The sequence below is a fragment of the Clostridium sp. 1001283B150225_161107_B6 genome, from assembly GCF_015556325.1.
Classification (GTDB): domain Bacteria; phylum Bacillota; class Clostridia; order Lachnospirales; family Lachnospiraceae; genus Enterocloster.
In genome coordinates this window covers 147,010-169,141 of the sequence record NZ_JADNMD010000014.1, presented here as the reverse complement: position 1 = coordinate 169,141, position 22,132 = coordinate 147,010, and the positions used below count along the sequence as shown (strand labels likewise).

Annotated in this window: 21 protein-coding genes; 20 read left to right on the top strand and 1 reads right to left on the bottom strand. The window is 52.8% G+C overall.

Annotated features, from left to right (window positions below; genetic code table 11):
• Window positions 1–35 precede the first annotated feature (35 nt).
• Window positions 36–1,307: a dicarboxylate/amino acid:cation symporter gene (locus tag I2H39_RS24745; RefSeq protein WP_347708605.1), complete on the bottom strand. Its 1,272-nt coding sequence runs from the start codon at window positions 1,305–1,307 to the stop codon at window positions 36–38.
• A gap of 322 nt (window positions 1,308–1,629) precedes the next feature.
• Between I2H39_RS24745 and I2H39_RS24740 the strand changes: the two genes are divergently transcribed.
• The 20 genes from I2H39_RS24740 to I2H39_RS24645 all read left to right on the top strand — a co-directional run bounded on the left by I2H39_RS24740 (window position 1,630) and on the right by I2H39_RS24645 (window position 22,055).
• Window positions 1,630–3,180 carry an AbgT family transporter gene (locus I2H39_RS24740; protein ID WP_330641123.1) on the top strand — a complete coding sequence of 517 codons (1,551 nt, stop codon included), beginning with the start codon at window positions 1,630–1,632 and terminating at the stop codon, window positions 3,178–3,180.
• 175 nt (window positions 3,181–3,355) lie between these two features.
• Window positions 3,356–4,705: an MATE family efflux transporter gene (locus I2H39_RS24735; RefSeq protein WP_347563778.1), complete on the top strand. Its 1,350-nt coding sequence runs from the start codon at window positions 3,356–3,358 to the stop codon at window positions 4,703–4,705.
• Between the two features lie 171 nt (window positions 4,706–4,876).
• Window positions 4,877–5,587: an MBL fold metallo-hydrolase gene (locus I2H39_RS24730; RefSeq protein WP_138306261.1), complete on the top strand. Its 711-nt coding sequence runs from the start codon at window positions 4,877–4,879 to the stop codon at window positions 5,585–5,587.
• 44 nt (window positions 5,588–5,631) lie between these two features.
• Complete coding sequence (locus I2H39_RS24725; protein WP_138306262.1) at window positions 5,632–6,948, top strand: dihydroorotase; 1,317 nt, start codon at window positions 5,632–5,634, stop codon at window positions 6,946–6,948.
• Window positions 6,923–7,618: a YjjG family noncanonical pyrimidine nucleotidase gene (locus tag I2H39_RS24720; protein ID WP_138306263.1), complete on the top strand. Its 696-nt coding sequence runs from the start codon at window positions 6,923–6,925 to the stop codon at window positions 7,616–7,618. The genes I2H39_RS24725 and I2H39_RS24720 overlap by 26 nt, the downstream gene beginning before the upstream one ends.
• A gap of 173 nt (window positions 7,619–7,791) precedes the next feature.
• Window positions 7,792–8,682 (top strand): amino acid ABC transporter substrate-binding protein, encoded by an 891-nt coding sequence (locus tag I2H39_RS24715; protein ID WP_138306264.1) that lies wholly within the window; start codon window positions 7,792–7,794, stop codon window positions 8,680–8,682.
• Window positions 8,683–8,791: 109 nt separating this feature from the next.
• Window positions 8,792–9,442 (top strand): amino acid ABC transporter permease, encoded by a 651-nt coding sequence (locus tag I2H39_RS24710; RefSeq protein ID WP_347563788.1) that lies wholly within the window; start codon window positions 8,792–8,794, stop codon window positions 9,440–9,442.
• 31 nt (window positions 9,443–9,473) lie between these two features.
• Window positions 9,474–10,238, top strand: coding sequence for an amino acid ABC transporter ATP-binding protein (locus I2H39_RS24705; protein ID WP_138306266.1), 765 nt, complete (start codon window positions 9,474–9,476; stop codon window positions 10,236–10,238).
• A 241-nt stretch (window positions 10,239–10,479) separates the two neighbouring features.
• Window positions 10,480–12,093 carry a PucR family transcriptional regulator gene (locus I2H39_RS24700; RefSeq protein ID WP_195627751.1) on the top strand — a complete coding sequence of 538 codons (1,614 nt, stop codon included), beginning with the start codon at window positions 10,480–10,482 and terminating at the stop codon, window positions 12,091–12,093.
• A gap of 222 nt (window positions 12,094–12,315) precedes the next feature.
• Entirely contained in the window at window positions 12,316–14,061 is a 1,746-nt protein-coding gene (locus I2H39_RS24695; RefSeq protein ID WP_195627750.1) for an energy-coupling factor transporter ATPase, read from the top strand.
• The gene (locus I2H39_RS24690; protein ID WP_138306269.1) at window positions 14,058–14,885 is read left to right on the top strand and encodes an energy-coupling factor transporter transmembrane component T; all 828 of its coding nucleotides are present in this window, start codon (window positions 14,058–14,060) and stop codon (window positions 14,883–14,885) included. Before I2H39_RS24695 ends, I2H39_RS24690 begins: the two co-directional genes overlap by 4 nt.
• Before the next feature lie 23 nt (window positions 14,886–14,908).
• Window positions 14,909–15,097, top strand: a complete 189-nt coding sequence (locus I2H39_RS24685) for a hypothetical protein (RefSeq protein ID WP_021892764.1) — start codon at window positions 14,909–14,911, stop codon at window positions 15,095–15,097.
• A gap of 22 nt (window positions 15,098–15,119) precedes the next feature.
• The gene (locus I2H39_RS24680; RefSeq protein ID WP_138306271.1) at window positions 15,120–15,689 is read left to right on the top strand and encodes a hypothetical protein; all 570 of its coding nucleotides are present in this window, start codon (window positions 15,120–15,122) and stop codon (window positions 15,687–15,689) included.
• Window positions 15,690–15,709: 20 nt separating this feature from the next.
• Window positions 15,710–16,960, top strand: coding sequence for an ArgE/DapE family deacylase (locus I2H39_RS24675; RefSeq protein ID WP_171042532.1), 1,251 nt, complete (start codon window positions 15,710–15,712; stop codon window positions 16,958–16,960).
• A 5-nt stretch (window positions 16,961–16,965) separates the two neighbouring features.
• The gene (locus I2H39_RS24670) at window positions 16,966–17,622 is read left to right on the top strand and encodes an aspartate/glutamate racemase family protein (protein ID WP_138306273.1); all 657 of its coding nucleotides are present in this window, start codon (window positions 16,966–16,968) and stop codon (window positions 17,620–17,622) included.
• 17 nt (window positions 17,623–17,639) lie between these two features.
• Window positions 17,640–18,572: a DUF1177 domain-containing protein gene (locus I2H39_RS24665; RefSeq protein WP_138306274.1), complete on the top strand. Its 933-nt coding sequence runs from the start codon at window positions 17,640–17,642 to the stop codon at window positions 18,570–18,572.
• Between the two features lie 5 nt (window positions 18,573–18,577).
• Window positions 18,578–19,252 (top strand): AroM family protein, encoded by a 675-nt coding sequence (locus tag I2H39_RS24660; protein ID WP_171042533.1) that lies wholly within the window; start codon window positions 18,578–18,580, stop codon window positions 19,250–19,252.
• 137 nt (window positions 19,253–19,389) lie between these two features.
• Window positions 19,390–19,539: a hypothetical protein gene (locus I2H39_RS24655; protein WP_171042534.1), complete on the top strand. Its 150-nt coding sequence runs from the start codon at window positions 19,390–19,392 to the stop codon at window positions 19,537–19,539.
• Window positions 19,540–19,567: 28 nt separating this feature from the next.
• The gene (locus I2H39_RS24650; RefSeq protein ID WP_138306276.1) at window positions 19,568–20,203 is read left to right on the top strand and encodes a hypothetical protein; all 636 of its coding nucleotides are present in this window, start codon (window positions 19,568–19,570) and stop codon (window positions 20,201–20,203) included.
• Between the two features lie 214 nt (window positions 20,204–20,417).
• On the top strand, window positions 20,418–22,055 hold the full coding sequence (locus I2H39_RS24645) for an ATP-binding cassette domain-containing protein (RefSeq protein WP_138306277.1): 1,638 nt from the start codon (window positions 20,418–20,420) through the stop codon (window positions 22,053–22,055).
• Window positions 22,056–22,132: the final 77 nt, after the last annotated feature.

The following is a 22,132-nucleotide window of genomic DNA, read 5'->3' as shown; positions in this document are numbered from 1 at the left end:
TTTGTTTTATCTTATTTGCAGCAGATGATTAAGCATTAATACTGAACTGTTTTTACCTCATTAAACACATCCCTGTCCAGGTCCCCCAGCTTGCTGGATACAAGCATGCCTACCATGACATCGACATCAACATTCATAAGCGTTCTGAACATTCCGGAGAACCAGTCAATGCCAATGAGGATAGCAATACTTTCCAGCGGCAGTCCCAGGGAGGATGCAAGGAAGGTATATACGATGACGGAACCGCCCGGCACAACGATGGTCCCCATGCACATCAGACATGACAGCAGAATTGCCATTCCCATCTGATAGGTGGTCAGCTGGATACCGGTGGACTGCGCCATGAAGAAGATAGCAGCCACATAACACAGCGCTGCGCCGCAGCTGTTCATGGACATGGTAATGGGTCCGGTAAAATCAGCGACTTTACGGCTTACGCCGAACTTTACAACCGCATCCTCCATCTTGGTTGGAAGGCAGATTGCGCCGGAGGTGGTTGTCACGGCCATCATGGACATTTTAGCGAATTTCTTAGGCATCTTAGCCGGATTTACCTTGCAGAGCGCGGCTGTCAGCGGGCCATAAATAAGGAATTGGATTGCGTCGCCTATGAGCAGTACTCCCAGGAACTTAATCATGGGAATGATGACCTTAAAACCAGTGGAGCCAGCCACATTTGCCAGCAGGCAGAAGATTCCGATTGGCGCGACATGCATGACTGCCTTAATGATATTGGTGATAATGGTATTAAAACCAGTTACCCACTCAACCATGTTCCGGTTGCCGCTCTGGCGTGTATAGGTACCCATGCCTGTGCCGAAGAACAATGCGAAAACGATGCATGGAACCATGGCGCTGTCAGCCATGGAGCCAATGATATTTGTGGATACAAAGCCTAACAGTGTGTCCTGAAGAGAGGCTGTTTCCGCTGTTGCATTGGCAATGGCCTCAGCGTTGGCAATCTCAATACCAAGGCCGGGCTTAATGACTGTGGACAGTACAACGCCCAGTCCCGCGGATAATATGGTGAAAAAGATAATCCACTTAAAGGTGTGAAATCCCATCTTTCCCACATCCTGCCCGTCGCCGCTTCCGACTGCGCCTGCAACCGCGGTCATTACCAGAAGTACGACCGACATCTGGATAAGCCGGATGAAAATATCGCCGATAAATTTTAAATTTGAAGCCCATGGCCCAATCAAAGACCCGAAGACAATACCGCCTGCCGTGGCAATCAGTATCTGTGTTGTTAGAGATAATCCTTTTTTCTTCCCCTCCATTGTTTTCCCCTTTTCTTTTACTAACATTTCGTTTCACGTTCCCATGTCTTGTATGCTTGTATTTTAATTCACAATGCCTTCTGAAACAATGACGGCAAATTGGGAAGATTTTTTGGTTTTTTTATCTAAAGTGTATAATGCGGAGGGGGAAATAACTGGAACGGCGTTGTGTTATAGGCCAATAAAATTGGCGGCCATACAAAAACTATCTGACAAAATAACAAATCACTGCCCAGGCGCTCTTTCCCGCCGCCAGGTTCCTGCAATTAACAGGACCGTGTAATATAAGACGGTAAAGAGGGGAAAGATAAACCCAACACATAATTACTGCATGATTGGAGGAACTGTTTTGGCAGATAAAGGGCAGAAAAAAGGCGTTGTTTTAAACGCTCTGGATACCGTGGAGCGGGTGGGGAACAGGCTGCCTGACCCGGCAGTGATATTCCTGATACTGACAGGGCTTGTAATCCTTTTGTCCGCCCTGTGCGGATTCCTGGGATTGTCCGTCACATACGATTTTCTGGACCGCACAAACGGAGAGATTACAGAGAAGACAGTGGAGGCGGTGAGCCTTCTGGCACCGGACAGCATCCGGTATATGGTCACCGCGGTGGTGTCTAACTTTACAGGCTTTTTTGCACTGGGAACTGTTTTTACCATCATGATTGGGGTGGGGGTGGCAGACGGTACCGGGTTTATGTCCGCCCTGCTGCGCAGGGTAGCTGCCTCCACGCCAAAACCCCTTGCTACTGCGGTGGTTGTGTTTCTGGGTATCATGTCCAACATTGCTTCATCCACCGGGTATGTGGTCCTGGTCCCCCTGGGGGCAGTGCTTTTTATGGCCTTTGGCCGCCATCCCGCGGCCGGGCTGGCGGCGGCATTTGCAGGCGTGTCAGGCGGATGGAGCGCCAATCTTCTGATTGGCACCAATGACCCCATGTTTGCAGGAATGTCCACCCAGGCAGCCCGCATGATTGACCCCGTGTATACAGTACTTCCTGTCTGCAACTGGTATTTCATGGTGGCATCCACAGTCCTAATCACGGTTCTGGGTACCCTTGTGACGGACAGGCTGGTGGAGCCACGGCTGGGTCCATGGGTGCCTGAAGAGACAGGAAACGTGGAAGATATCGGGGAAAATGAGAAGAGAGGCATGGCCTGGGCCGGCATCACGGCCCTGGTGTATGGGGTTTTCATAGCTGTCCTGGCGGTGCCGTCCGGCGGACTGCTTAGGGACCCCGTAACCCATTCCTTCCTCAACTCCCCCTTTATGGACAGCATTATTTTTTTCATGATGCTCCTGTTCCTGCTTCCCGGTCTGGCATACGGCATTGGAGCCGGCACCGTGAAGAACAGCAGGGATGCGGTGGCCCTTATGAATCATTCCATAAGCGGCCTGGCCGGTTTCATGGTGCTGATTTTCTTTGCGTCGCAGTTTACAGCCTGCTTTAATTATTCCAACCTGGGTACCATTATTTCCGTCAAAGGGGCTGGCTTCCTCCAGTCAGTGGGATTTACAGGACTTCCCCTGGTAATCTGCTTCATTGTGCTGACAGCAGGCATCAATATCTTTATAGCAGTGGATTCAGCTAAATGGGCCATTATGGCGCCTGTCTTTGTCCCCATGTTCATGCGCCTGGGTCTTTCGCCGGAGCTGACCCAGGCCGCATACCGGATAGGGGATTCCAGCACCAATATCATTGCGCCCCTGATGCCCTTTTTCGTGCTGACAGTTGCATTTTTCCAAAAATACGATAAGGAGGCAGGCATCGGAAGCGTCATTTCCACCATGCTGCCCTATTCAGGGGCCTTTCTCCTGGGATGGATTGCGATGTTTTCTGTCTGGTATATGTCCGGACTGCCTCTGGGGCCGGGCTCACCCTTGTTTTACGGGCTGTAGTTTTACGGAAATTGCCGGATTTGTGGAAAGCGGACGGGGAGGCCATTTGATTGCCCCATATTTTTGGGTAAATTACAGATTGACGGGAAATGGCGGTTGGAGTAGGCTTTTTTAAGAAAGCATCCCGCGGATTATTCAGGAAAAAAAGCGGGACACAAAGGATGGTATGCTGCTGATGGAACAAAATGAAGCCGGAGCCCGGATGTTCTCCAACCAAGATTTAAAACGGCTGATACTGCCCCTTATTGTGGAGCAGATACTGGCTGTATCCGTAGGAATGGTGGATACCATGATGGTATCCAGCGCAGGGGAGGCCGCTACCTCCGGAGTATCCCTGGTGGACATGGTCAACACCCTGTTTATCAATATATTTGCAGCTGTGGCAACCGGCGGCGCCGTGGTATCCTCCCAGTATCTGGGGCAGAGGCGGAGGGACAGGGCCTGTCAGTCAGCAAATCAGCTGATTTTAATAACCGGAACCTTATCTCTTATCATCATGGGACTCTGCATTTTGCTGCGCAGGGGCGTGCTGGTGCTGCTCTACGGCGGGGTGGCGGAGGATGTGATGGCCAATGCGCTGGTTTATCTGACCATATCCGCATTGTCTTACCCCTTCCTGGCTGTTTATAATTCCTGCGCAGCCCTGTTCCGGTCCATGGGGAATTCCAAGATATCCATGCAGGCGTCCATTATTATGAACATTATCAATGTTATTGGGGATTCCCTGTTCATTTTTGTGTTCCATTGGGGCGTGGCAGGCGCTGCTGCTGCTTCCCTGATTTCCCGTATGACTGCCTGCTTCATCCTTCTGGTGCGGCTGGGCAGCCAGAATCTGGATATCTTTATCGGAGGAAAATGGAAATTTAATTTCAGGATGGTAAAGCAGATACTGGGCATAGGCATACCCAATGGGATTGAGAACAGCATCTTCCAGCTGGGCAGGGTTCTGGTGGTGGGAATCATTGCCATGTTCGGCACCACCCAGATAGCTGCCAACGCCATTGCCAATAACCTGGACGGAATGGGCGTGCTGCCGGGCCAGGCCATGAATCTGGCCATGATTACGGTGGTGGGACGCTGTGTGGGAGCAGGCGATTTTGACCAGGCCGGATACTATGCAAAGAAAATGATGAAAATTACATATATCGTCAACGGGCTTTGCTGTATAGCCGTTATATTGACTATGCCGCTTTCTCTCAGCCTATATGGACTGTCCAGAGAAGCATTGGAGCTGGGAGCCGTGCTGGTGCTGATTCATGACGGCTGCGCCGTATTTTTATGGCCCTCCTCCTTCTGCCTGGCCAATGTGCTGAGGGCGGCCAGCGATGTGAAGTTTCCCATGTGCGTGTCCATCCTGTCCATGGTTATATTCCGTATCGGGTTCAGCTATGTGCTGGCAGTGGGGCTCGGCATGGGGGCTGTGGGCGTGTGGTGGGCCATGATTGCGGACTGGACGGTCCGTTCCGCCCTGTTTGGGCGGAGGTTTGCCAGCGGTAAATGGAAGACCTTTTACCATGCAGTGTAACTAAAAGAATGCAGGGATGCGTTGTCCGGCGGGCAGCGCCCGGCTGGTTCATGATAACCGGCGGGTGCTGCCTGTTTCTGTATATAAATGGAAAACCGGATAAAATAACTATACGGGAATTGCGGTTTATGTTACTATTAAACATATTAGAAGGGATGGGAGATGACCGATATGAAAATAACTTATATCCATCACAGCAGTTTTATGGCGGAGCTTGACCATGCCGTACTTCTGTTTGACTATTTTGAGGGCAGTATTCCGGAGACGGACAGGGAAAAGCCGCTGTTTGTGTTTGCCAGCCACCGGCATGGGGACCATTTTTCCCGTTCCATATTTGATTTGGAGGAAAGCCGCGGGAACGTGACCTATGTGCTGTCTGACGATATCTGGACCAGGCAGGTGCCGGAGGACCTCCTGGGCAGGACCGTATTCCTGGGACCGGGGGAGGAAGTGAGCCTGAAGGACAAAGCCGGACATCCGGTGGACATCCAGGCGTTTAAGTCCACGGATGAAGGGGTTGCGTTTCTGGTCAGCCTGGAGGGCAGGACCCTTTACCACGCAGGGGATTTAAACAACTGGGTATGGGAGGGGGAACCGGAGGCCGACAATATCAGGATGAGCCAGCGGTTCCACCGGGAAATGGACCGGCTGGCCGGCCGCCATATTGATGTGGCCTTTATGCTTATTGACCCCAGGCAGGAAAAGGATTTCTTTCTGGGGATGGATGACTTCATGAGAATGGTGGGGGCGGACGTGGTGTTTCCCATGCATTTCTGGGAGGATTATCAGGCGGCGGCCAGGTTCAGGGCCCTGCCCTGCGCCGGGGCTTACAAGGACAGGATACGTGAAATACACAGGCGGGGAGAGGAATTCCTGGTGTAGCAGGCAGTACCCGTAAATGATTGGAATAAAGAGAGGGAAAGATTATGATTTTGATTCGCGCAGGACGGGTTATGGGACCCGCAGAAGGGCTGGATATAAAGGCGGATGTGGTTTTGGACGGAGACAGGATAGCAGGGATATTTCCGGCTGACCAGGGCGGGGCAGCCAAAGCAGCGGGTTTTGGCCCCGGGGAACGGGATTACGAGCAGGTGATTGAGGCGGAGGGCCTGGTGGTGGCGCCTGGCCTGGTGGATGTCCATGTGCATTTCCGGGATCCCGGTCCCACGTACAAGGAGGACATCCATACCGGGGCAAGGGCGGCTGCAAAGGGCGGTTTTACCACGGTGGTGTGCATGGCCAACACCAATCCCATTGTGGACAACAGGGAGACGCTGCGCTATGTGCTGGAAGAGGGGAAGAAGACAGGCATCCATGTGTTAAGCTGCGCCGCTGTGTCAAAGGGATTTGCAGGCAGGGAGCTGACCGATATGGAAGGGCTTCTGGCAGCCGGGGCAGCGGGATTTACGGACGACGGAATTCCCCTGATGGAGGGAACCTTTGTCAGAGCCGCTATGGAGGAGGCGGCCAGATTGGATACGGTTCTCAGTTTCCATGAGGAGGACAAGCATTTCATCAGGGAAAACGGAATCAACCACGGACGGATTTCCGAAGAGCTGGGTATCTACGGCTCACCGGCCCTGGCAGAGGACTCCCTGGTGGCCAGGGACTGTATGATTGCCCTGGATACAGGCGCCACCGTGGACATCCAGCACATCAGCTCAGGACATTCCGTGGAGATGGTACGCCTGGCCAAGAAGCTGGGGGCAAAGGTGTGGGCCGAGGTGACGCCCCACCATTTCTCCCTGACAGAGGAAGCCGTGTTAAAGTACGGAACCCTGGCTAAGATGAACCCGCCTTTAAGAACAGAGGCAGACAGGCAGATGCTGATTGAGGGGCTTAAGGACGGGACCATAGACATGATTGCAACGGACCATGCGCCCCACAGCAGGGAGGAGAAGGAACGGCCTCTGACACAGGCGCCCAGCGGCATACTGGGACTGGAGACTGCCCTGGCACTGGGCATTACCAATCTGGTGAAGGCGGGCCATCTCACGCTGATGGAACTCATGGAAAAGATGAGCCTGAATCCGGCCAGGCTGTATAAGCTGGACTGCGGGCGTATGGAGGCAGGTGCACCGGCGGATTTGGTGCTCTTTGATGAGGACAGGCAGTGGACCGTGGAAGGGTTTGAGTCCAAGTCGTCCAACAGTCCCTTCCTGGGCAGGACATTGACAGGCAGGGTAATATATACGGTTTGCGGAGGAAATGTGGTTTATGGAGAGCAGGGAACGGAAGTTTGATGTGATTCTTCTGGACGTGGACGGAACGCTGCTGGATTTCGGCATGTCGGAGAAGCAGGGCATGAAGGTGGTGCTTGAGCAGTATGGGTTTGAGCCTTCGGAGGAACGGCTTCAATTATACCATGAAATCAATGAAGGATTCTGGTCTGCCTTTGAACGGGGGGAAGTGACCAAGGAGGATTTGGTATGGCAGCGTTTTGAGGCGTTTTTCGGCCGTCTGGGCAGGAGGGTGGACGGCCGTGAGGCGGAGAAGCTGTACCGGAGCCAGCTGGACGGGTCGGCCTTCTTAATTGACGGGGCCCTGGACCTGTGCGCTTACCTGAGAGACAGATATGATTTATATGTGGTCACCAATGGCACGTCATCCACCCAGTATAAACGGCTGTCCGCCTCGGGGCTGGACGGTTTCATGAAGGATATTTTTGTGTCTGAGGATGCGGGAAGCCAGAAACCCCGGAAGGAATATTTTGATTACTGTTTTTCCAGGATACCCAATGCAAATCCCCGGCGTATGCTGCTCATAGGTGATTCCCCTGCATCGGATATCAGGGGAGGAATGGCAGCTGGTACCTATACGTGCTGGTATAACCCCGGCGGGCAGATGCTGCCTGAGGGCATAAAGGCGGATTATGAGGTGAGGAGCCTGGAGGAGCTTAAGAAGTTTCTGTAAGCCCCGGTCCTGCCCTGATTTTCAGGGAGGGGGACGGCGGGGTGAAGATTTGTCAGTTTTGCCATATAAAATGTCCTTTACACAGGCGCTTTAGTGTGCTAATATGATAGCGTGTCAAAAGACCGTAAGGAGCCGCTGGACAGAAACAGCGGAATAAGAGGAGGACGTTTATTATGAAAAAGAGACTATTTAGCCTGGCCCTTGCATCGGTGATGGTATTATCCCTGGCAGGATGCGGCGGCTCAAAGGGAGCAGCCACAGAGACAAAGGCAGAGACAACTGAGGCAGCGGCAGACACCGCCAAGGCTGAGGGCGCATCTGAAGAGACAGAGAGCGAGGCCGCGTCAGAGGCAGCGGCAGAGAGTGCCGGAGGAACATTGATAGTAGGATTTGACCAGGATTTCCCGCCTATGGGATTCATGGGAGATGACGGTGAATATACAGGATTTGACCTGGAGCTGGCCCAGGAAGTGGCAAAGCGTCTGGGACTGGAGTACAAGGCGCAGCCCATTGCATGGGATTCCAAGGATATGGAGCTGGAGGCAGGCAACATCGACTGTATCTGGAACGGATTTACCATGACAGGGCGTGAGGACGCCTATACATGGTCTGAGCCGTACATGGCCAATACCCAGGTATTTGTTGTGGCTAAGGATTCCGGGATTGCCGGCCAGGCAGACCTGGCAGGCAAGATTGTGGAGTGCCAGGTAGACTCCTCCGCAGAGGCAGCGTTAAAGGAAGCGCCTGACCTGACAGCTACCTTCAAGCAGCTGCTTACCACGGCTGACTATAACTCAGCTTTCATGGATTTGGAACAGGGTGCAGTGGATGCCATTGCCATGGACGTAATTGTGGCCGGATATCAGATCCAGCAGAGAAATGCAGACTTCATTATTCTGGAGGACAGCCTGTCCGCAGAGGAGTACGGCGTTGGATTTAAGAAGGGCAATACGGAGCTCCGGGACAAGGTGCAGGCTGCCCTGGAGGAGATGGCTGCCGACGGAACACTTAAGTCCGTATCTGAGAAATGGTTTGGCGAGGACGTTACCACGATTGGTAAGTAACAGACGCGTTGTTTGAATTGTTAGCATAAAAGCCGCTGTCCGGACCGGCTGGTCTGCAGCGGCTTTATACGGCATAAATGTTAAAGGCAGGTACGAAGTTATGGGTAAGATGACAATTGAACAGATGTTGATTCAGTTGGCAGGAGGTATGGGAACCAGTATCCAGATATTCCTGGTGACGCTTATATTTTCCCTTCCGCTGGGCCTTTTGGTGGCCTTTGGACGCATGTCCGGGAACCGGGTGCTTCAGGCCATTGTCAAGGTGTACATATCCATCATGAGAGGCACACCCCTGATGCTGCAGCTCATGGTGGTGTATTTCGGACCCTATTACCTGTTCCGCATCAAGGTGGGCAGCGGCTACCGCCTGTGGGCCACCTTCATCGGATTCGTAATCAACTATGCTGCCTATTTCGCTGAAATCTACAGAAGCGGCATCCAGTCCATGCCTGTGGGCCAATATGAGGCGGCCCGGATTCTGGGCTACAGCCGGTTCCAGACCTTTTTCAAAATCATACTTCCCCAGGTCATCAAACGGATTCTTCCGTCTGTGACCAACGAGGTTATCACCCTGGTCAAGGATACCTCCCTGGCCTTTACGCTCAGCGTGGCGGAGATGTTTTCCATAGCCAAGGCCCTGGCAGCGTCCCAGACCAACATGATTCCCTTTGTGGCGGCAGGGCTGTTCTATTACATTTTTAACCTGGTCGTGGCGGTCGGCATGGAGTGGGCTGAGAAGAAGATGGATTATTACCGTTAGAGTGTGTCTGAAAACAGGAGGATTGTGGATTATGAAGCTGCTGGAATTAAATCATGTGGAAAAGTCCTTCGACGGGCTGGGAGTTATAAAGGATATATCCCTCCGTGTGGAGGAGGGGGAAATCGTGTCTGTCATCGGTCCCTCCGGTTCAGGCAAATCCACCCTGCTGCGGTGCGCCACCATGCTGGAAACCATGGACAGCGGGGAAGTTGTGTACCTGGGAAAGCGGGCCGCCTGGACAGAAGGCGGGAAGGCTGTGTATGCCTCAAAGAAGGATTTGAAGGAAATCCAGAGCCAGTACGGCCTGGTATTCCAGAATTTCAACCTGTTTCCCCATTACTCTGTCATGAAGAACATCACGGACGCCCCCATCCATGTGCAGAAAAGGGACAGGGATGAGGTGTATGAGGAAGCCAGGGCCCTGCTTAAGAAAATGGGCCTGGAGGACAAGGAGAACGCATACCCCTGCCAGCTGTCCGGCGGCCAGTGCCAGCGCGTGGCCATTGCCAGGGCATTGGCCCTGAATCCCAAGATACTGTTCTTTGACGAACCTACCTCAGCCCTGGACCCGGAACTGACCGGGGAGGTGCTTAAGGTCATCAAATCCCTGGCGGACCTGGATATCGCCATGGTGATTGTCACCCATGAGATGGCCTTTGCAAGGGATATATCAGACCGGGTGGTGTTTATGGCAGACGGCGTCATTGTGGAGGAGGGTACGCCGGAGCAGGTATTTGCGTCGGATAACGAGAGGACCCAGAGCTTTCTGGGGCGGTATGGAGCTTTGCTGAATTAATGCAGCAAAGCACCGGGGAGACAGGTATGCGGATGACGGTCATATAAAAGGCTGCAGGATGAACGGGATGCCCATAAACATGAGGCGGACATTCCTTTCATCCTGCGGCCTTTTGTCATGAAGCCTGTTTAAAAAGAATCATATTTTGCTATTTGGTCCACTTTATGATATGCTGGAAAAACAGGTACGGAGCAGGTTAACGTTGGCAAAAACTTGGACAAAAGATAAGGGGATGACGCACATGTCCTTTACGATTAAAGATGCGCTGGAGCTGGACTGCCTCAGGGACTGTAAGCTGGTTGCAGGCGCCGGGGGAACCGGCAATCCCATAACATGCATAGACACCATGGAAATACCGGACATAACCCTGTGGCTGAAGAAGAATGAACTGCTGATTACCACGGGATACTCCATAAAAAGTGATAAGAAGTTTTTATCGCACCTCATCACCAGCCTTCATAAGGCCCAGGCAGCGGGAATCATGATTAAGACCAGGTTCATCGGCTCGCTCCCGGACGAGTGCCTGGTGCTGGCGGAGCAGCTTAAAGTCCCGCTGATTGAGATACCGGACGCAAAGCCTTTTATCGAGCTGATTAACGCCCTGATGCGGGTGATTGTGGACGAGCAGAACATGCTTTTGGATTACAGGAACGAAATCTACAAAAAATTCACGGATTTGGAGCTTAACGGCGGAGGCCTGGACCGGGTGGGAAAGGTTCTGTACAGCCTTCTGGAAAAGCCCATTACCCTGTTTGACGATAGCATGAATAAGAAGCTGGAATTCCCCTCCGGGGGCTATTTCAGCAGTACCCTGGGGGAGGATGTGTGGGACCAGCTGATGAAGGCCGTGGGCAAGATGCCCTACAACCAGGAGGAACTGTGCATACGGTTTGATGACCATGTGGTTGAGATACGCAAGATATATTTAAAAAGCAGGCCCTGCGGTTACATTTTCGCTGAAATAGAGACAGACCAGCTGGAGGACAGGGACAGGATTGTCCTGGACCAGGCGGTTACTGCATTTGCCCTGGAGTTTTCCAAGCTGGAGGTGATTTACCAGCACCAGAACATGATGGGGACCAGTTTTTTCCTGGACATTATCATGGGCAACATCAAGAGCGAGGAGGAGGCTGTCCTGCGCTCCGATTATCTGAACTGGCCCAAGCTGCCTGTATTCATCGTGGTGCTGGACATTTATAACTTTGAAAAGTATATCCAGAAAAAGACGGAGGAGGATGTGATTCAGGTCAAGCAGAGGACCTGCCATCTCATACAGAAAACCTTCTGGTATTACAATGTGGAGTGTCTGGTGATACCCAAAAGCGACAGCTTTTCCTGCATTATCCCGTCCAAGTGCCGGAGCCAGGTCCCGCCGATACTGGACCAGATACAGACATGGGGCATACAGGCCATGGGATTCCGTCTGACAGCCGGTATATCCAAGAACACAGACCATTATCTGGGACTTAAAAATGCTTATGAGGATGCCCGCGATGCCATCAGGATAGGGGAAATCCTGGACAAGCCGGTGGTTTTTATTAAGGATGTAAACTTTGAGCACGCGTTGATTCGGGGGGCAAACCAGGAATATATACGGGGATACATTGAGGAAACCGTGGGAAAGCTCCAGGCCTATGACCGGGAGAACCAGACAGAGCTTCTGAAGACCCTGAGCGAGCTGGTGCACAATATGGGAATCAGGACACAGACAGCGGATGCCCTGTTCCTGCACCGCAATACCCTGGCATACAGAATCAAGAAAATAGAGACAATCACAGGATACGACCTGTCCCGCAGGGATAAGCTGCTGGAGCTGGGAATCGCCCTGCGGATGGCTCCGTTTTTTAAACCATAGGTCACGGACCGGCAGACAGCAGATTGCCAGTTGTGCTAGTTGCACAACTGGCAATTTGTGCTTTCATACGTGGTGCACATAGATATGATTTTATAAAAATTTTATAATTATAGACAGAAAATATACAGCACTTTGCGAAGAAGTAGAGTCCGAATGATATGGAGGGGCAGAATTATCTGATTTTGCACGGGCTCTTTTTTAATACAATAAGGAGGAATCAATATGGCAGAAGAAATCATCCGATTTGAGCATGTGTCCTACACTTACCCGGGAGCGGATATACCTGCGGTGAAGGACGTCTCATTCAGCATTGAGGAAGGGGAAATCGTTCTTATAACAGGACCTTCCGGAGCAGGAAAGACCACATTGTGCTCCATGCTCAACCGGATAATACCGGAATCCTACGGCGGCGGCATTGAAGGAAAGATTTACATAAAGGGAGCCGACATATCCAAGTACACCATCGGACAGATGGCATTCATATCCGGGATGCTGTTCCAGGACCCAAGCGGCCAGCTGACCTGCGCAACGGTGGAGGACGAGATAGCCTTTGGGCCTGAGAACAAGGGACTTCCCGTGGATACCATCAATGCCCTGGTGGACAAGTATGCCGGATACGTGGGTATGGAAAAGCTGATGCGCAGGCCGCCCCAGGCATTGTCCGGCGGACAGCAGCAGTCAGTGGCCTATGCCTCCGTCCTTGCTATGGAGCCTGAAATCTATGTGCTGGACGAACCCACCTCCAATCTGGACCCCCTGGGAAGCGACCTGGTGTTCCGGCTGATGGAGAGGGTGGCGGGGGATATGAACAAAACAGCCATTATCGTGGAGCATAAGCTGGAGAAAATCATCGGCCTGGTGGACCGGATTATTGTAATGGACAAAGGAGGGATTGCCTTTAACGGAAAGCCGGTGGAGGTGCTGCACCACTATCAGGAGTTAAAGGAAATCGGGGTGGTGGCCCCCCAGATGAACCAAATCATCAATTTGCTGTCGGACCATGGCATGGCGGAGCTGTTTCCCACTACCTGCTTTGAAGAAGCGGTCAGGGAGTTAAAGGAAGCGCTCCCCTCTCAGCTGCCGCTGGAGAAGATGAAGGAGACAGCCGCCCGTTTTACCAATCCTCCGTCCTATGACAAGCCCATCATTGAAGTCAGGGACCTGCATTTTGGATATACCCCAGAGGTGGAAGTGCTTCACGGGGTCAGCCTGGATGTGTATGAGGGGGAGTTTCTTTCCATTGTGGGCCAGAACGGTTCCGGAAAGACCACCATTGTAAAGCATTTTAACGGGCTCCATAAACCTACCTCCGGCACGGTCCGGGTAAAGGGGGTGGCTACCTCGGACAGTACGGTGGCAAAGCTCTCCCAGAGCGTGGGCTACTGCTTCCAGAACCCGGACCACCAGATTTTCTCATCGGTGGTAAAGGATGAGCTGTGTTACGGCCCAAAGAACTTAAGGTGGCCCCAGCAGGAAATAGAAGAGTCGGTCAGCGAGGTGGGACGTTTCCTGAAAATAGAGGATTTGTTTGACCAGAACCCCTATAACCTGAGCAAGGGACAGCGCCAGCAGATTGCAGTGGCCGCCATTCTTGCCATGAAGCCCGATGTGCTGGTGGTGGATGAGCCAACCACGGGACAGGACCCGCGTCAGAGCCATGAAATGATGGATATGGTAAAATGGCTGAACACGGAACTGCACAAGACCATTGTGGTTATCACCCATGACATGAGCATTGCGGCGGAGTACTCGGACCGTATTGTGGTGATGCACAGCGGGCAGGTTATTGCCCAGGGAATCCCCAGGGAGGTGTTTGCCCGGGAGGAGCTTCTGAATTCTTCCAACCTGGAATCCCCGCAGATTACTCGGCTTTTGCAGCAGGCCGGAATCAAGGAGCCGGTGGTTATTGATGTACAGGAAGCCTTTGAGCTTCTGTCTCTGATTACATTTAAGGAGGGAAATGCATGAAGGTCAATTCCATAGAACAATCATTTTTATATTCACTGGACCCGCGTACCAAGATGCTGATGCTTCTGATGCTGATTCTTATGGGTGTCATGATAATGGACCCCTTCCTCACCGTTGTTATGATGCTGCTGATTTATCTCCTGTACCGGGGCTCAGGCGTGTCCGCGAATCAGGTGTGGAGGACCACAAAGCCTCTGATTCTGGCCTTTGTGCTGTTCTTCCTGCTGAATTTCCCCTTTGCAACGCCTTTAGAGGGGGAACGGGTATTTTTCTACCTTCTGCCCATGAATAAGATACCCGTGACCATGACCGGCATTCTTACCGGCCTGGGAAACGGACTCAGGTTCATTATGTTTATCTGGATTTCAGACCTTATAACCCAGGCAACGCCCACCAGCGATATTGTCCTGGCATTGAATAAGGGCCATGTGCCGCCGGAGGCATCCATTGCCATCGGAATTGCATTTTCCTATATCCCGGTGTTAAAGAAGGAGTTCTCCACGGTCATTGAGGCCCAGAAATCCAGGGGGGCCAGCTTTGAGAGCAAGAACCTGTTTGTCAAGGTTAAGGCATATATACCGGTCATAGTTCCGGGCCTGTTTATTTCCATCATGAAGGGGCGGGACATTGCCAGGGCCATTGAGGCCAGGGGATTTACCTATGACCCGGTGGAGCGCACATACCGTCATGAAATTAAGTGGAGAAACAGGGACTATGTGGTCATCGCCGGGCTGGTTGCAGTATTCGGCGTTATCGCTTACTTCAATGTGGGAAAGGGGTGGTTTAACACTAGATTTATCTATGACCTGTTGTTTAACCGATAAATGAAGGAAGAGAGGTAATGAGTATGGACAAAAAGACGAAGCTGGGTTTGCTGGGGTTGGTTGCACTATTTGTATTCTTCATTCTGTTCCGCGTATTTTACCAGAAGGGGGCCAAGCTGCTGGACGGGCTGTATCCCTGGAACTGGGTGGCGCTGGTGGTGATATTGGTGCTGCTGGGGATTTTTGCTTACAAACTTACAAAGAAGAAATAAGGAAAGACAGGAGGATGGTAATATGGCGGAAGAAAAAAGACTGGACGTAAAAGAGAGAAAACCGTTCCTGACATCAAATCAGATTGGCATTGCCGCGGCATTCGGAGGCGCAGCATTTGCCTTCCGTGCCCTGGGCATTTCGGTACCCCTGGTGCCGCCGCTTGTCATGGACCCAGGCGCGCTGATGCCCTGCCTGGCCGGTATGGCAGGCGGACCGGTGGTGGGAGCCATTGTGGGCATTGCAAGGGGAATTCCATCAGGCACACCCATTGTGGATATCTGGGCCCAGCCCATAAAAGGTATTTACTGGGCCTTTATCTGGAAGTTTGTGATTCTTAAAATAGAGGACCCTAAAAAACGCTGGCTGGTGTTTGGCATTCTGACTTTCCTGCTTCAGTTCTTTGTTGAGCAGCCCATGTTCACAGCGGGAAATGCGTATCTGCTGAAGCTGTACCCATTCTATCCCACATGGCCATTTACCCTGGCCTGGTATGCAGTGCTGTATTCCGTATTCCAGTTTGTAATCTTTGCAGCCCTGATTAAGGCATTTCCCGGATTGTTCGGATGGAAGACAGGAAAGAAGACGAAATAGGGAGAAGGGAGCACAGAACCATGGATAACAAAAGGCTAAAGGAACTGGTGGAGGAGAGGAAAGAGGAGCTGCTGGATTTATGCTGCCGCATGATTCAGATTCCCAGCGTGAACCCGCCGGGAGAGGTGGAGGAAATCGTACGCTTTATCTGCGATTATCTTGAAAAGCATGGAATTTCCTGGGAAATCATCCGTCCCACGCCGGATACGCCCAATATTGTGGCAAAGATGGGTAATCCGGAAGGAAGGGTGCTGGTCCTGAACGGGCACTGCGACGTAGTGCCTCCGGGAAATCCGGACAAGTGGGATTTTGACCCGTTCTGCGGTGAGATACGGGACGGGAAGATACTGGGACGGGGTACATCTGATATGAAGACAGGTCTTGGGGGGCTGCTCTTTGTCATGGGAATCCTGTCGGACGAAAAGGTTGACCTGGGCGGACAGATTGTACTGACCGTTGTTCCGGATGAGGAGGTCAGCGGGGCCTGGGGCAGCAAGTGGCTGGTGGAGAGCGGAACCGTAAAAGGGGATGCCTGCCTGATTGCAGAGCCCACCGGGTATTTTAACTGTGAAATCGGCCAGAAGGGTAGCTGCTGGATTAAGCTGTCCGTAAGCGGGACCCCGGCCCATGGAAGTCTTTCACCCTTTGTGGGCGACAATGCCATCGTAAAGCTGATGCGGGTCCTGGAGCGTATGGAAAAAATCAGGGATATTGTTCCCAGGTACGATGAGGAGACAGCAAGGGTCATGGAGGAATCCAGGGCAATGGCGGAGCGGCTGCTGGAGGCAAAGGGGGCGCGCCATGTGCTGAACCATTGTACGGTCAATATCGGAAAAATAAACGGCGGCACAAAGGTCAACATGGTCCCGGACCATGCTGAGGCGGAGGTGGATATCCGGATTCCTCTGGGCGTCACCACCGCCATGGTGGAGGATGCGGTGGACCTGATTATCCGGGAAGCGGGCGCAGATGGCGTGACCTATGATTTCGGATGGAAGTCCGAACCCAACAGTACGCCCCAGAATGCACAAATCGTGGAGGCGGTTGCCAGGAACGTGGAGGACGTGTGGAAGGAACCGCTGAACAGGACCTACCAGTGGGCCAGCAGCGACGCCAGATTTTTCCGCTACGCCGGAATCCCCACGCTGCAGTACGGACCTGCCAACCTGGAGGGGGTCCATGCCTACAATGAGACAGTGGACGTACAGGATGTGGTCAATGCGGCCAAGGTGTATATCGGGGCCATTACGGATTATCTGGGACAGGAGTGATGGATATGAATCAGACATTCCGGGTGGGAGTCATCCGCGTCATTACTCTCCCGGACCAGGCCCAGGCGGAAATCCACGGCAGGCTGATGGAGCAGTATGTACCGGCGCTTAAAACCTTTACGGTCTGCATCCCGGACCAGCCAGAGGGAATACACAGCCTGGAATTAAAGGTGCAGGCAGTGCCGAAAATCATAAAAGCAGCCAGGGCGTTTGAGGATGCGGACGCCGTTGTAGTCAGCTGTGCCGACGACCCGGCTGTGGAGGAACTGAGAGAGGAACTGGATATTCCGGTCATCGGGGCAGGCAGCTCCGTGGCAGCCATGGCCGGACGGTACGGGGCGCATCCGGGCATACTGGGTATCACGGACTATGCGCCGGAGCCGTATGCCAGAATATTTGGAGACAGGCTGATTAACCTGGGAACGCCGGAGGGAGTGAACGGCACCCTTGATTTGATGACGGATAAGGGGAGGGAGAGTGTAATCAGGAAGGCGCTGGAGTTAAGGGCTGCGGGCGCCTCCTCCATCGCCCTTTCCTGCACAGGAATGAGCACCATCGGTATTTCGGACCTGCTCATGAGAAAATGCGGGATTCCTGTTATTGACCCGGTGCTGGCAGAAAGCGTCTGCACATATTTTGAGTGCCTGAGGACGAAAAAATAGAGAGAGGGCTTACAAGGATGTTAATGCGACCAATTTTAGAATTATACGATATACTGGACAGCAGCTTTGTTTCCGGAAAGGCCATAAAGACATACTTTGAACAGTTTGGCGCCAATCAGGTGGAAGTGCGCACCATGTCCCAGCAGGGACATGCCACTGATTTCGTGAAAATCAGGATTCCGGGACGGTATGGAAAGACTTCGGGCGGCGCAGCCCCCACTCTGGGAATACTGGGGCGCCTGGGCGGACTGGGCGCCAGGCCGGATGCCACTGGTTTTGTCTCCGATGGGGACGGGGCCCTGGCAGTGCTGGCGGTTGCGTCCAAACTGTTTACCATGAAACGCAACGGGGATGAGCTGGATGGGGATGTGATTGTGGCCACCCACATCTGCCCGTCCGCTCCCACCATGCCCCATGAGCCGGTGCCCTTCATGGGCTCCCCGGTGGACATGGCTGTGATGAATGAGGCGGAGGTGGACGGGGATATGGATGCCATCCTTTCCGTGGACACTACCAAGGGAAACAGAATCATCAACCACAGGGGGTTTGCCATATCACCCACGGTAAAGGAAGGGTACATCCTGCGCATCAGCGACGATTTGCTGGATATCATGCAGATGACCACAGGGGAACTGCCCTATACCTTCCCCATTACCATACAGGATATCACGCCGTATGGGAATTCACTGTACCACCTGAACAGCGTACTGCAGCCGTCCACGGCAACCAGGGCCCCGGTGGTGGGGGTTGCAATTACCAGTGAGAGCATGGTGCCGGGCTGTGCCACAGGGGCCACCCATCTGAATGATGTGGAGGAGGCAGCCAGGTTTGCACTGGAGACAGCAAAGGCATTTGGCAAGGGTAAATGCCGTTTCTACGATGAGGATGAGTACCGGATGCTGATTGAAAAATACGGCTCCATGGCCCATATCCAGACAATGGGGCGGTGACGGCGGTGGGGAAAATCGGGTTTATTACCATCGGTCAGTCGCCGCGCACGGATGTGGTGCCTGAGATAAGAGAGATACTGGGCCGGGATGTCCAAATTCTGGAGGCAGGCGCCCTGGATGGGCTGGACCGGGCGGAGATAGAGGCCCTGGGCCCGGAACAGGGCTGTGAAAACGTACTGGTGTCAAGGCTGAGGGACGGTTCATGGGTTACTATGGATGAGAAAAAGCTGCTGCCGCTTTTGGAGGAGAGAATCAGCCGGCTGGAGGAGCAGGGAGCGGGACTTGCGGTACTGCTGTGTACCGGTCCCTTTCCACGGCTGGGGTCGGGAGGGATTCCGGTCATTTACCCTTTCCGGCTGATGGAGACTGTGTTTCCCTGCTTTTCAGTCCGGGGCAGGGTGGGAATCGTGACGCCGGATGAGAAGCAGAAGGAACTGTGCATGGGGAAGTGGTCCCCTGTCATGAAGCATGTGGCAGTGACCGTGTGCAACCCATACGACAGGGACTGCAGCCTGGAGCAGGCAGCCATGGACATGAGAAACGCCGACCCTGATTTCATTGTGCTGGACTGCATTGGCTATAACAAAGAAATGAAACAGAAAATGGAGCAGCTCACCGGAAAGCCGGTTATCCTGCCCAGAGGCTTTCTGGCAGGCGTTATCAGGGAGTGGTGCGGCTGATTTACAGCCTGGCTGGTCAGCAGCGCAGTGATTTGCAGAAATACCATAGTGATGTTTTAAAATAAGCATTTGTCCTTGGGCAGATGCTTATTTTTGCGGATTCAGCCCATACTTATAGAAAAAAGGAAGGGACTGCCATGGAACTGTCACCTAAGGCCGGACGCCTGCTCCGGCTGCTGTATCTGCGGCATATGCCGGGTATCCTGGGCATGGAGATTGGGGCGCGTTTAAAATTAAGGGAATCTTTATTGAAATTAACAGGATATGATGGTAAGCTTCATAGGTAATCTGATATAAGATGGGAGGAATTGCAATATGAAGAGACATTCATTGATTATAGCGGCGGCTGCACTGGCAGCGGCCATGGTACTGGGAACCGGCTGCGCCAGGAAACCGGCGGTGGAGACATCGGAGACAGCCGCCAGCCAGGCTTCGGCTGGGGAAACCGCCAAGGCGCCGGAGACAACGGCCCAGGTCCTGGAAACCACGGAGCAGGCGGCTGAGGCAAAGGAAGTATACCATATGCTTCAGGGAACCGTCACAAAGGTGACGGAGGACGGCTCTGTGTTCACCCTTCAGGCGGACGACGGCAGAGATTATGATATCAGGCAGTCAGATATCCGGGATGTGGAAGTGGAGATTGAGGAGGATGTACAGATTGCCGTTGCGTATATAGGAGAGCCTCTGGGCAGGCTGGAGGATGTGACCCTGGTGGTGGCCCTTCCGGAGCAGGAGGAATGGAGCATCCTTACGGAGAAAGGCACGACCACGGCCAACGCCATGAGCAGCTTTACCATGAAGACAGACGACGGCCAGGAGTTAAGCTTTTTAAAGGATAACTGCCCCATAGAGGACGGGGCCCTGGCAGGCGACAGCGGGGATAAGGTAACCGTGACCTATGTGAATTCCCAGGGAGTGAACTACCCGGTGGAGATTAAAGGTACAAAATAGAAGGACTGAGGCCACAATTTTGTGAAAAACCCTTGCAAAATAAGTATTTTCCCTGTACAATCTGATATTGAGTAAACAGCGTGAGAGGGGCCGTATATGACCCCTCTTTTACTAGGGTGTGTTTGAAAATGGCTTTCCGTCAGATGGCGGCAGCGGATTTTCAAACAGGCCCTTGAGTATAATAACAGAACAGATTAAGAGAAAGGTAACGAACATGATTAGTACAAGCAACATATCCCTTCGCGTGGGCAAGAAGGCATTGTTTGAGGATGTGAATATCAAATTCACCGAGGGCAACTGCTATGGACTTATCGGTGCGAACGGCGCCGGAAAGTCCACATTCCTTAAAATCCTGTCAGGCCAGCTGGAGCCTACCAGCGGCGATGTCATCATCACCCCCGGACAGAGGCTGTCCTTCCTGCAGCAGGACCACTTTAAGTATGACCAGTACACGGTTCTGGATACGGTTATCATGGGCAACAAGAGGCTGTATGAGATAATGAAGGAAAAGGAAGCCATCTACATGAAGGAGGACTTCACGGACGAGGACGGCATCAAGGCCGCTGAGTTAGAGGGTGAATTCGCCAACATGAACGGATGGGAGGCAGAGTCGGATGCTGAAAGCCTGTTAAACGGACTTGGCATTGAGCCGGACCTGCACTATGTGCAGATGGCCTCGCTTCTGGGCGCCCAGAAGGTAAAGGTGCTGCTGGCCCAGGCCCTGTTCGGCAACCCGGACATCCTGCTTCTGGATGAGCCTACCAACCACCTGGATTTGGACGCCATTGCGTGGCTGGAGGAGTTTTTGATTAACTTTGAGAACACGGTTATCGTGGTATCCCATGACCGTTATTTCCTGAATAAGGTCTGCACCCAGATAGCGGACATTGACTATGGCAAAATCCAGCTGTATGCAGGAAACTATGACTTCTGGGTGGAGTCCAGCCAGCTGATTGTCAAGCAGATGAAGGAAGCCAACCGCAAGAAGGAAGAGAAGATTAAGGAACTGCAGGAATTCATCCAGCGCTTCTCCGCCAATGCTTCCAAGTCCAAGCAGGCTACTTCCCGTAAGCGCGCCCTGGAGAAGATTGAACTGGACGACATCCGTCCTTCCAGCCGTAAGTATCCATACATTGATTTCCGTCCTTTCCGCGAGATTGGCAACGAGGTCCTTACCGTGGAGCACTTAAGCAAGACCATTGACGGCGAGAAGATACTGGACGATATCTCCTTCATCCTGGGCCGCGAGGACAAGGTGGCCCTGGTGGGACCAAATGAGCGGGCCAAGACCGTGCTCTTTAAGATTCTGTCCGGCGAGATGGAGCCGGATGAGGGAAGCTATAAGTGGGGGCTTACCACCTCCCAGGCCTACTTCCCCAAGGACAACAGCGCCGAGTTTGACAACGATGATACCATCGTGGAGTGGCTGACCCAGTATTCGCCTGAGAAGGACGTAACCTATGTCCGCGGCTTCCTGGGACGTATGCTGTTTGCCGGGGAGGACGGCGTGAAGAAGGTGAAGGTCCTTTCCGGGGGCGAGAAGGTGCGCTGTATGCTGTCCAAGATGATGATATCAGGGGCCAATGTGCTGATGCTGGATGAGCCGACGGACCATCTGGACATGGAGTCCATTGACGCGCTGAACCGCGGTATGATTAAGTTCCCGGGCGTGATGATTTTCTCCTCCCGTGACCACCAGATTGTGCAGACCACTGCAAACCGCATCATGGAAATCATCAACGGCAAGCTGGTAGATAAGATTACCACCTACGATGAGTACCTTGAAAGTGATGAGATGGCTCGTAAGAGATTTACCTTCACATTGACTGAAAGTGAAGAGGCAGACGATTAATATAGTGGCAGTGACAGGGCGGCAGGATGGATGAATCCTGCCCCTTTTCAGTAGAGGCTGGGATTCCGAAAGGGGAT

What these genes read in the sequence shown, in the direction of transcription:
- I2H39_RS24745 (WP_347708605.1), bottom strand. Translation starts at nt 1,307, where the DNA reads ATGTTAGTAAAAGAAAAGGGGAAAACAATGGAGGGGAAGAAAAAAGGA.
- I2H39_RS24735 (WP_347563778.1), top strand. Translation starts at nt 3,356, where the DNA reads ATGGAACAAAATGAAGCCGGAGCCCGGATGTTCTCCAACCAAGATTTA.
- I2H39_RS24730 (WP_138306261.1), top strand. Translation starts at nt 4,877, where the DNA reads ATGAAAATAACTTATATCCATCACAGCAGTTTTATGGCGGAGCTTGAC.
- I2H39_RS24725 (WP_138306262.1), top strand. Translation starts at nt 5,632, where the DNA reads ATGATTTTGATTCGCGCAGGACGGGTTATGGGACCCGCAGAAGGGCTG.
- I2H39_RS24720 (WP_138306263.1), top strand. Translation starts at nt 6,923, where the DNA reads ATGGAGAGCAGGGAACGGAAGTTTGATGTGATTCTTCTGGACGTGGAC.
- I2H39_RS24715 (WP_138306264.1), top strand. Translation starts at nt 7,792, where the DNA reads ATGAAAAAGAGACTATTTAGCCTGGCCCTTGCATCGGTGATGGTATTA.
- I2H39_RS24710 (WP_347563788.1), top strand. Translation starts at nt 8,792, where the DNA reads ATGACAATTGAACAGATGTTGATTCAGTTGGCAGGAGGTATGGGAACC.
- I2H39_RS24705 (WP_138306266.1), top strand. Translation starts at nt 9,474, where the DNA reads ATGAAGCTGCTGGAATTAAATCATGTGGAAAAGTCCTTCGACGGGCTG.
- I2H39_RS24700 (WP_195627751.1), top strand. Translation starts at nt 10,480, where the DNA reads ATGTCCTTTACGATTAAAGATGCGCTGGAGCTGGACTGCCTCAGGGAC.
- I2H39_RS24695 (WP_195627750.1), top strand. Translation starts at nt 12,316, where the DNA reads ATGGCAGAAGAAATCATCCGATTTGAGCATGTGTCCTACACTTACCCG.
- I2H39_RS24690 (WP_138306269.1), top strand. Translation starts at nt 14,058, where the DNA reads ATGAAGGTCAATTCCATAGAACAATCATTTTTATATTCACTGGACCCG.
- I2H39_RS24685 (WP_021892764.1), top strand. Translation starts at nt 14,909, where the DNA reads ATGGACAAAAAGACGAAGCTGGGTTTGCTGGGGTTGGTTGCACTATTT.
- I2H39_RS24680 (WP_138306271.1), top strand. Translation starts at nt 15,120, where the DNA reads ATGGCGGAAGAAAAAAGACTGGACGTAAAAGAGAGAAAACCGTTCCTG.
- I2H39_RS24675 (WP_171042532.1), top strand. Translation starts at nt 15,710, where the DNA reads ATGGATAACAAAAGGCTAAAGGAACTGGTGGAGGAGAGGAAAGAGGAG.
- I2H39_RS24670 (WP_138306273.1), top strand. Translation starts at nt 16,966, where the DNA reads ATGAATCAGACATTCCGGGTGGGAGTCATCCGCGTCATTACTCTCCCG.
- I2H39_RS24665 (WP_138306274.1), top strand. Translation starts at nt 17,640, where the DNA reads ATGTTAATGCGACCAATTTTAGAATTATACGATATACTGGACAGCAGC.
- I2H39_RS24655 (WP_171042534.1), top strand. Translation starts at nt 19,390, where the DNA reads ATGGAACTGTCACCTAAGGCCGGACGCCTGCTCCGGCTGCTGTATCTG.
- I2H39_RS24650 (WP_138306276.1), top strand. Translation starts at nt 19,568, where the DNA reads ATGAAGAGACATTCATTGATTATAGCGGCGGCTGCACTGGCAGCGGCC.
- I2H39_RS24645 (WP_138306277.1), top strand. Translation starts at nt 20,418, where the DNA reads ATGATTAGTACAAGCAACATATCCCTTCGCGTGGGCAAGAAGGCATTG.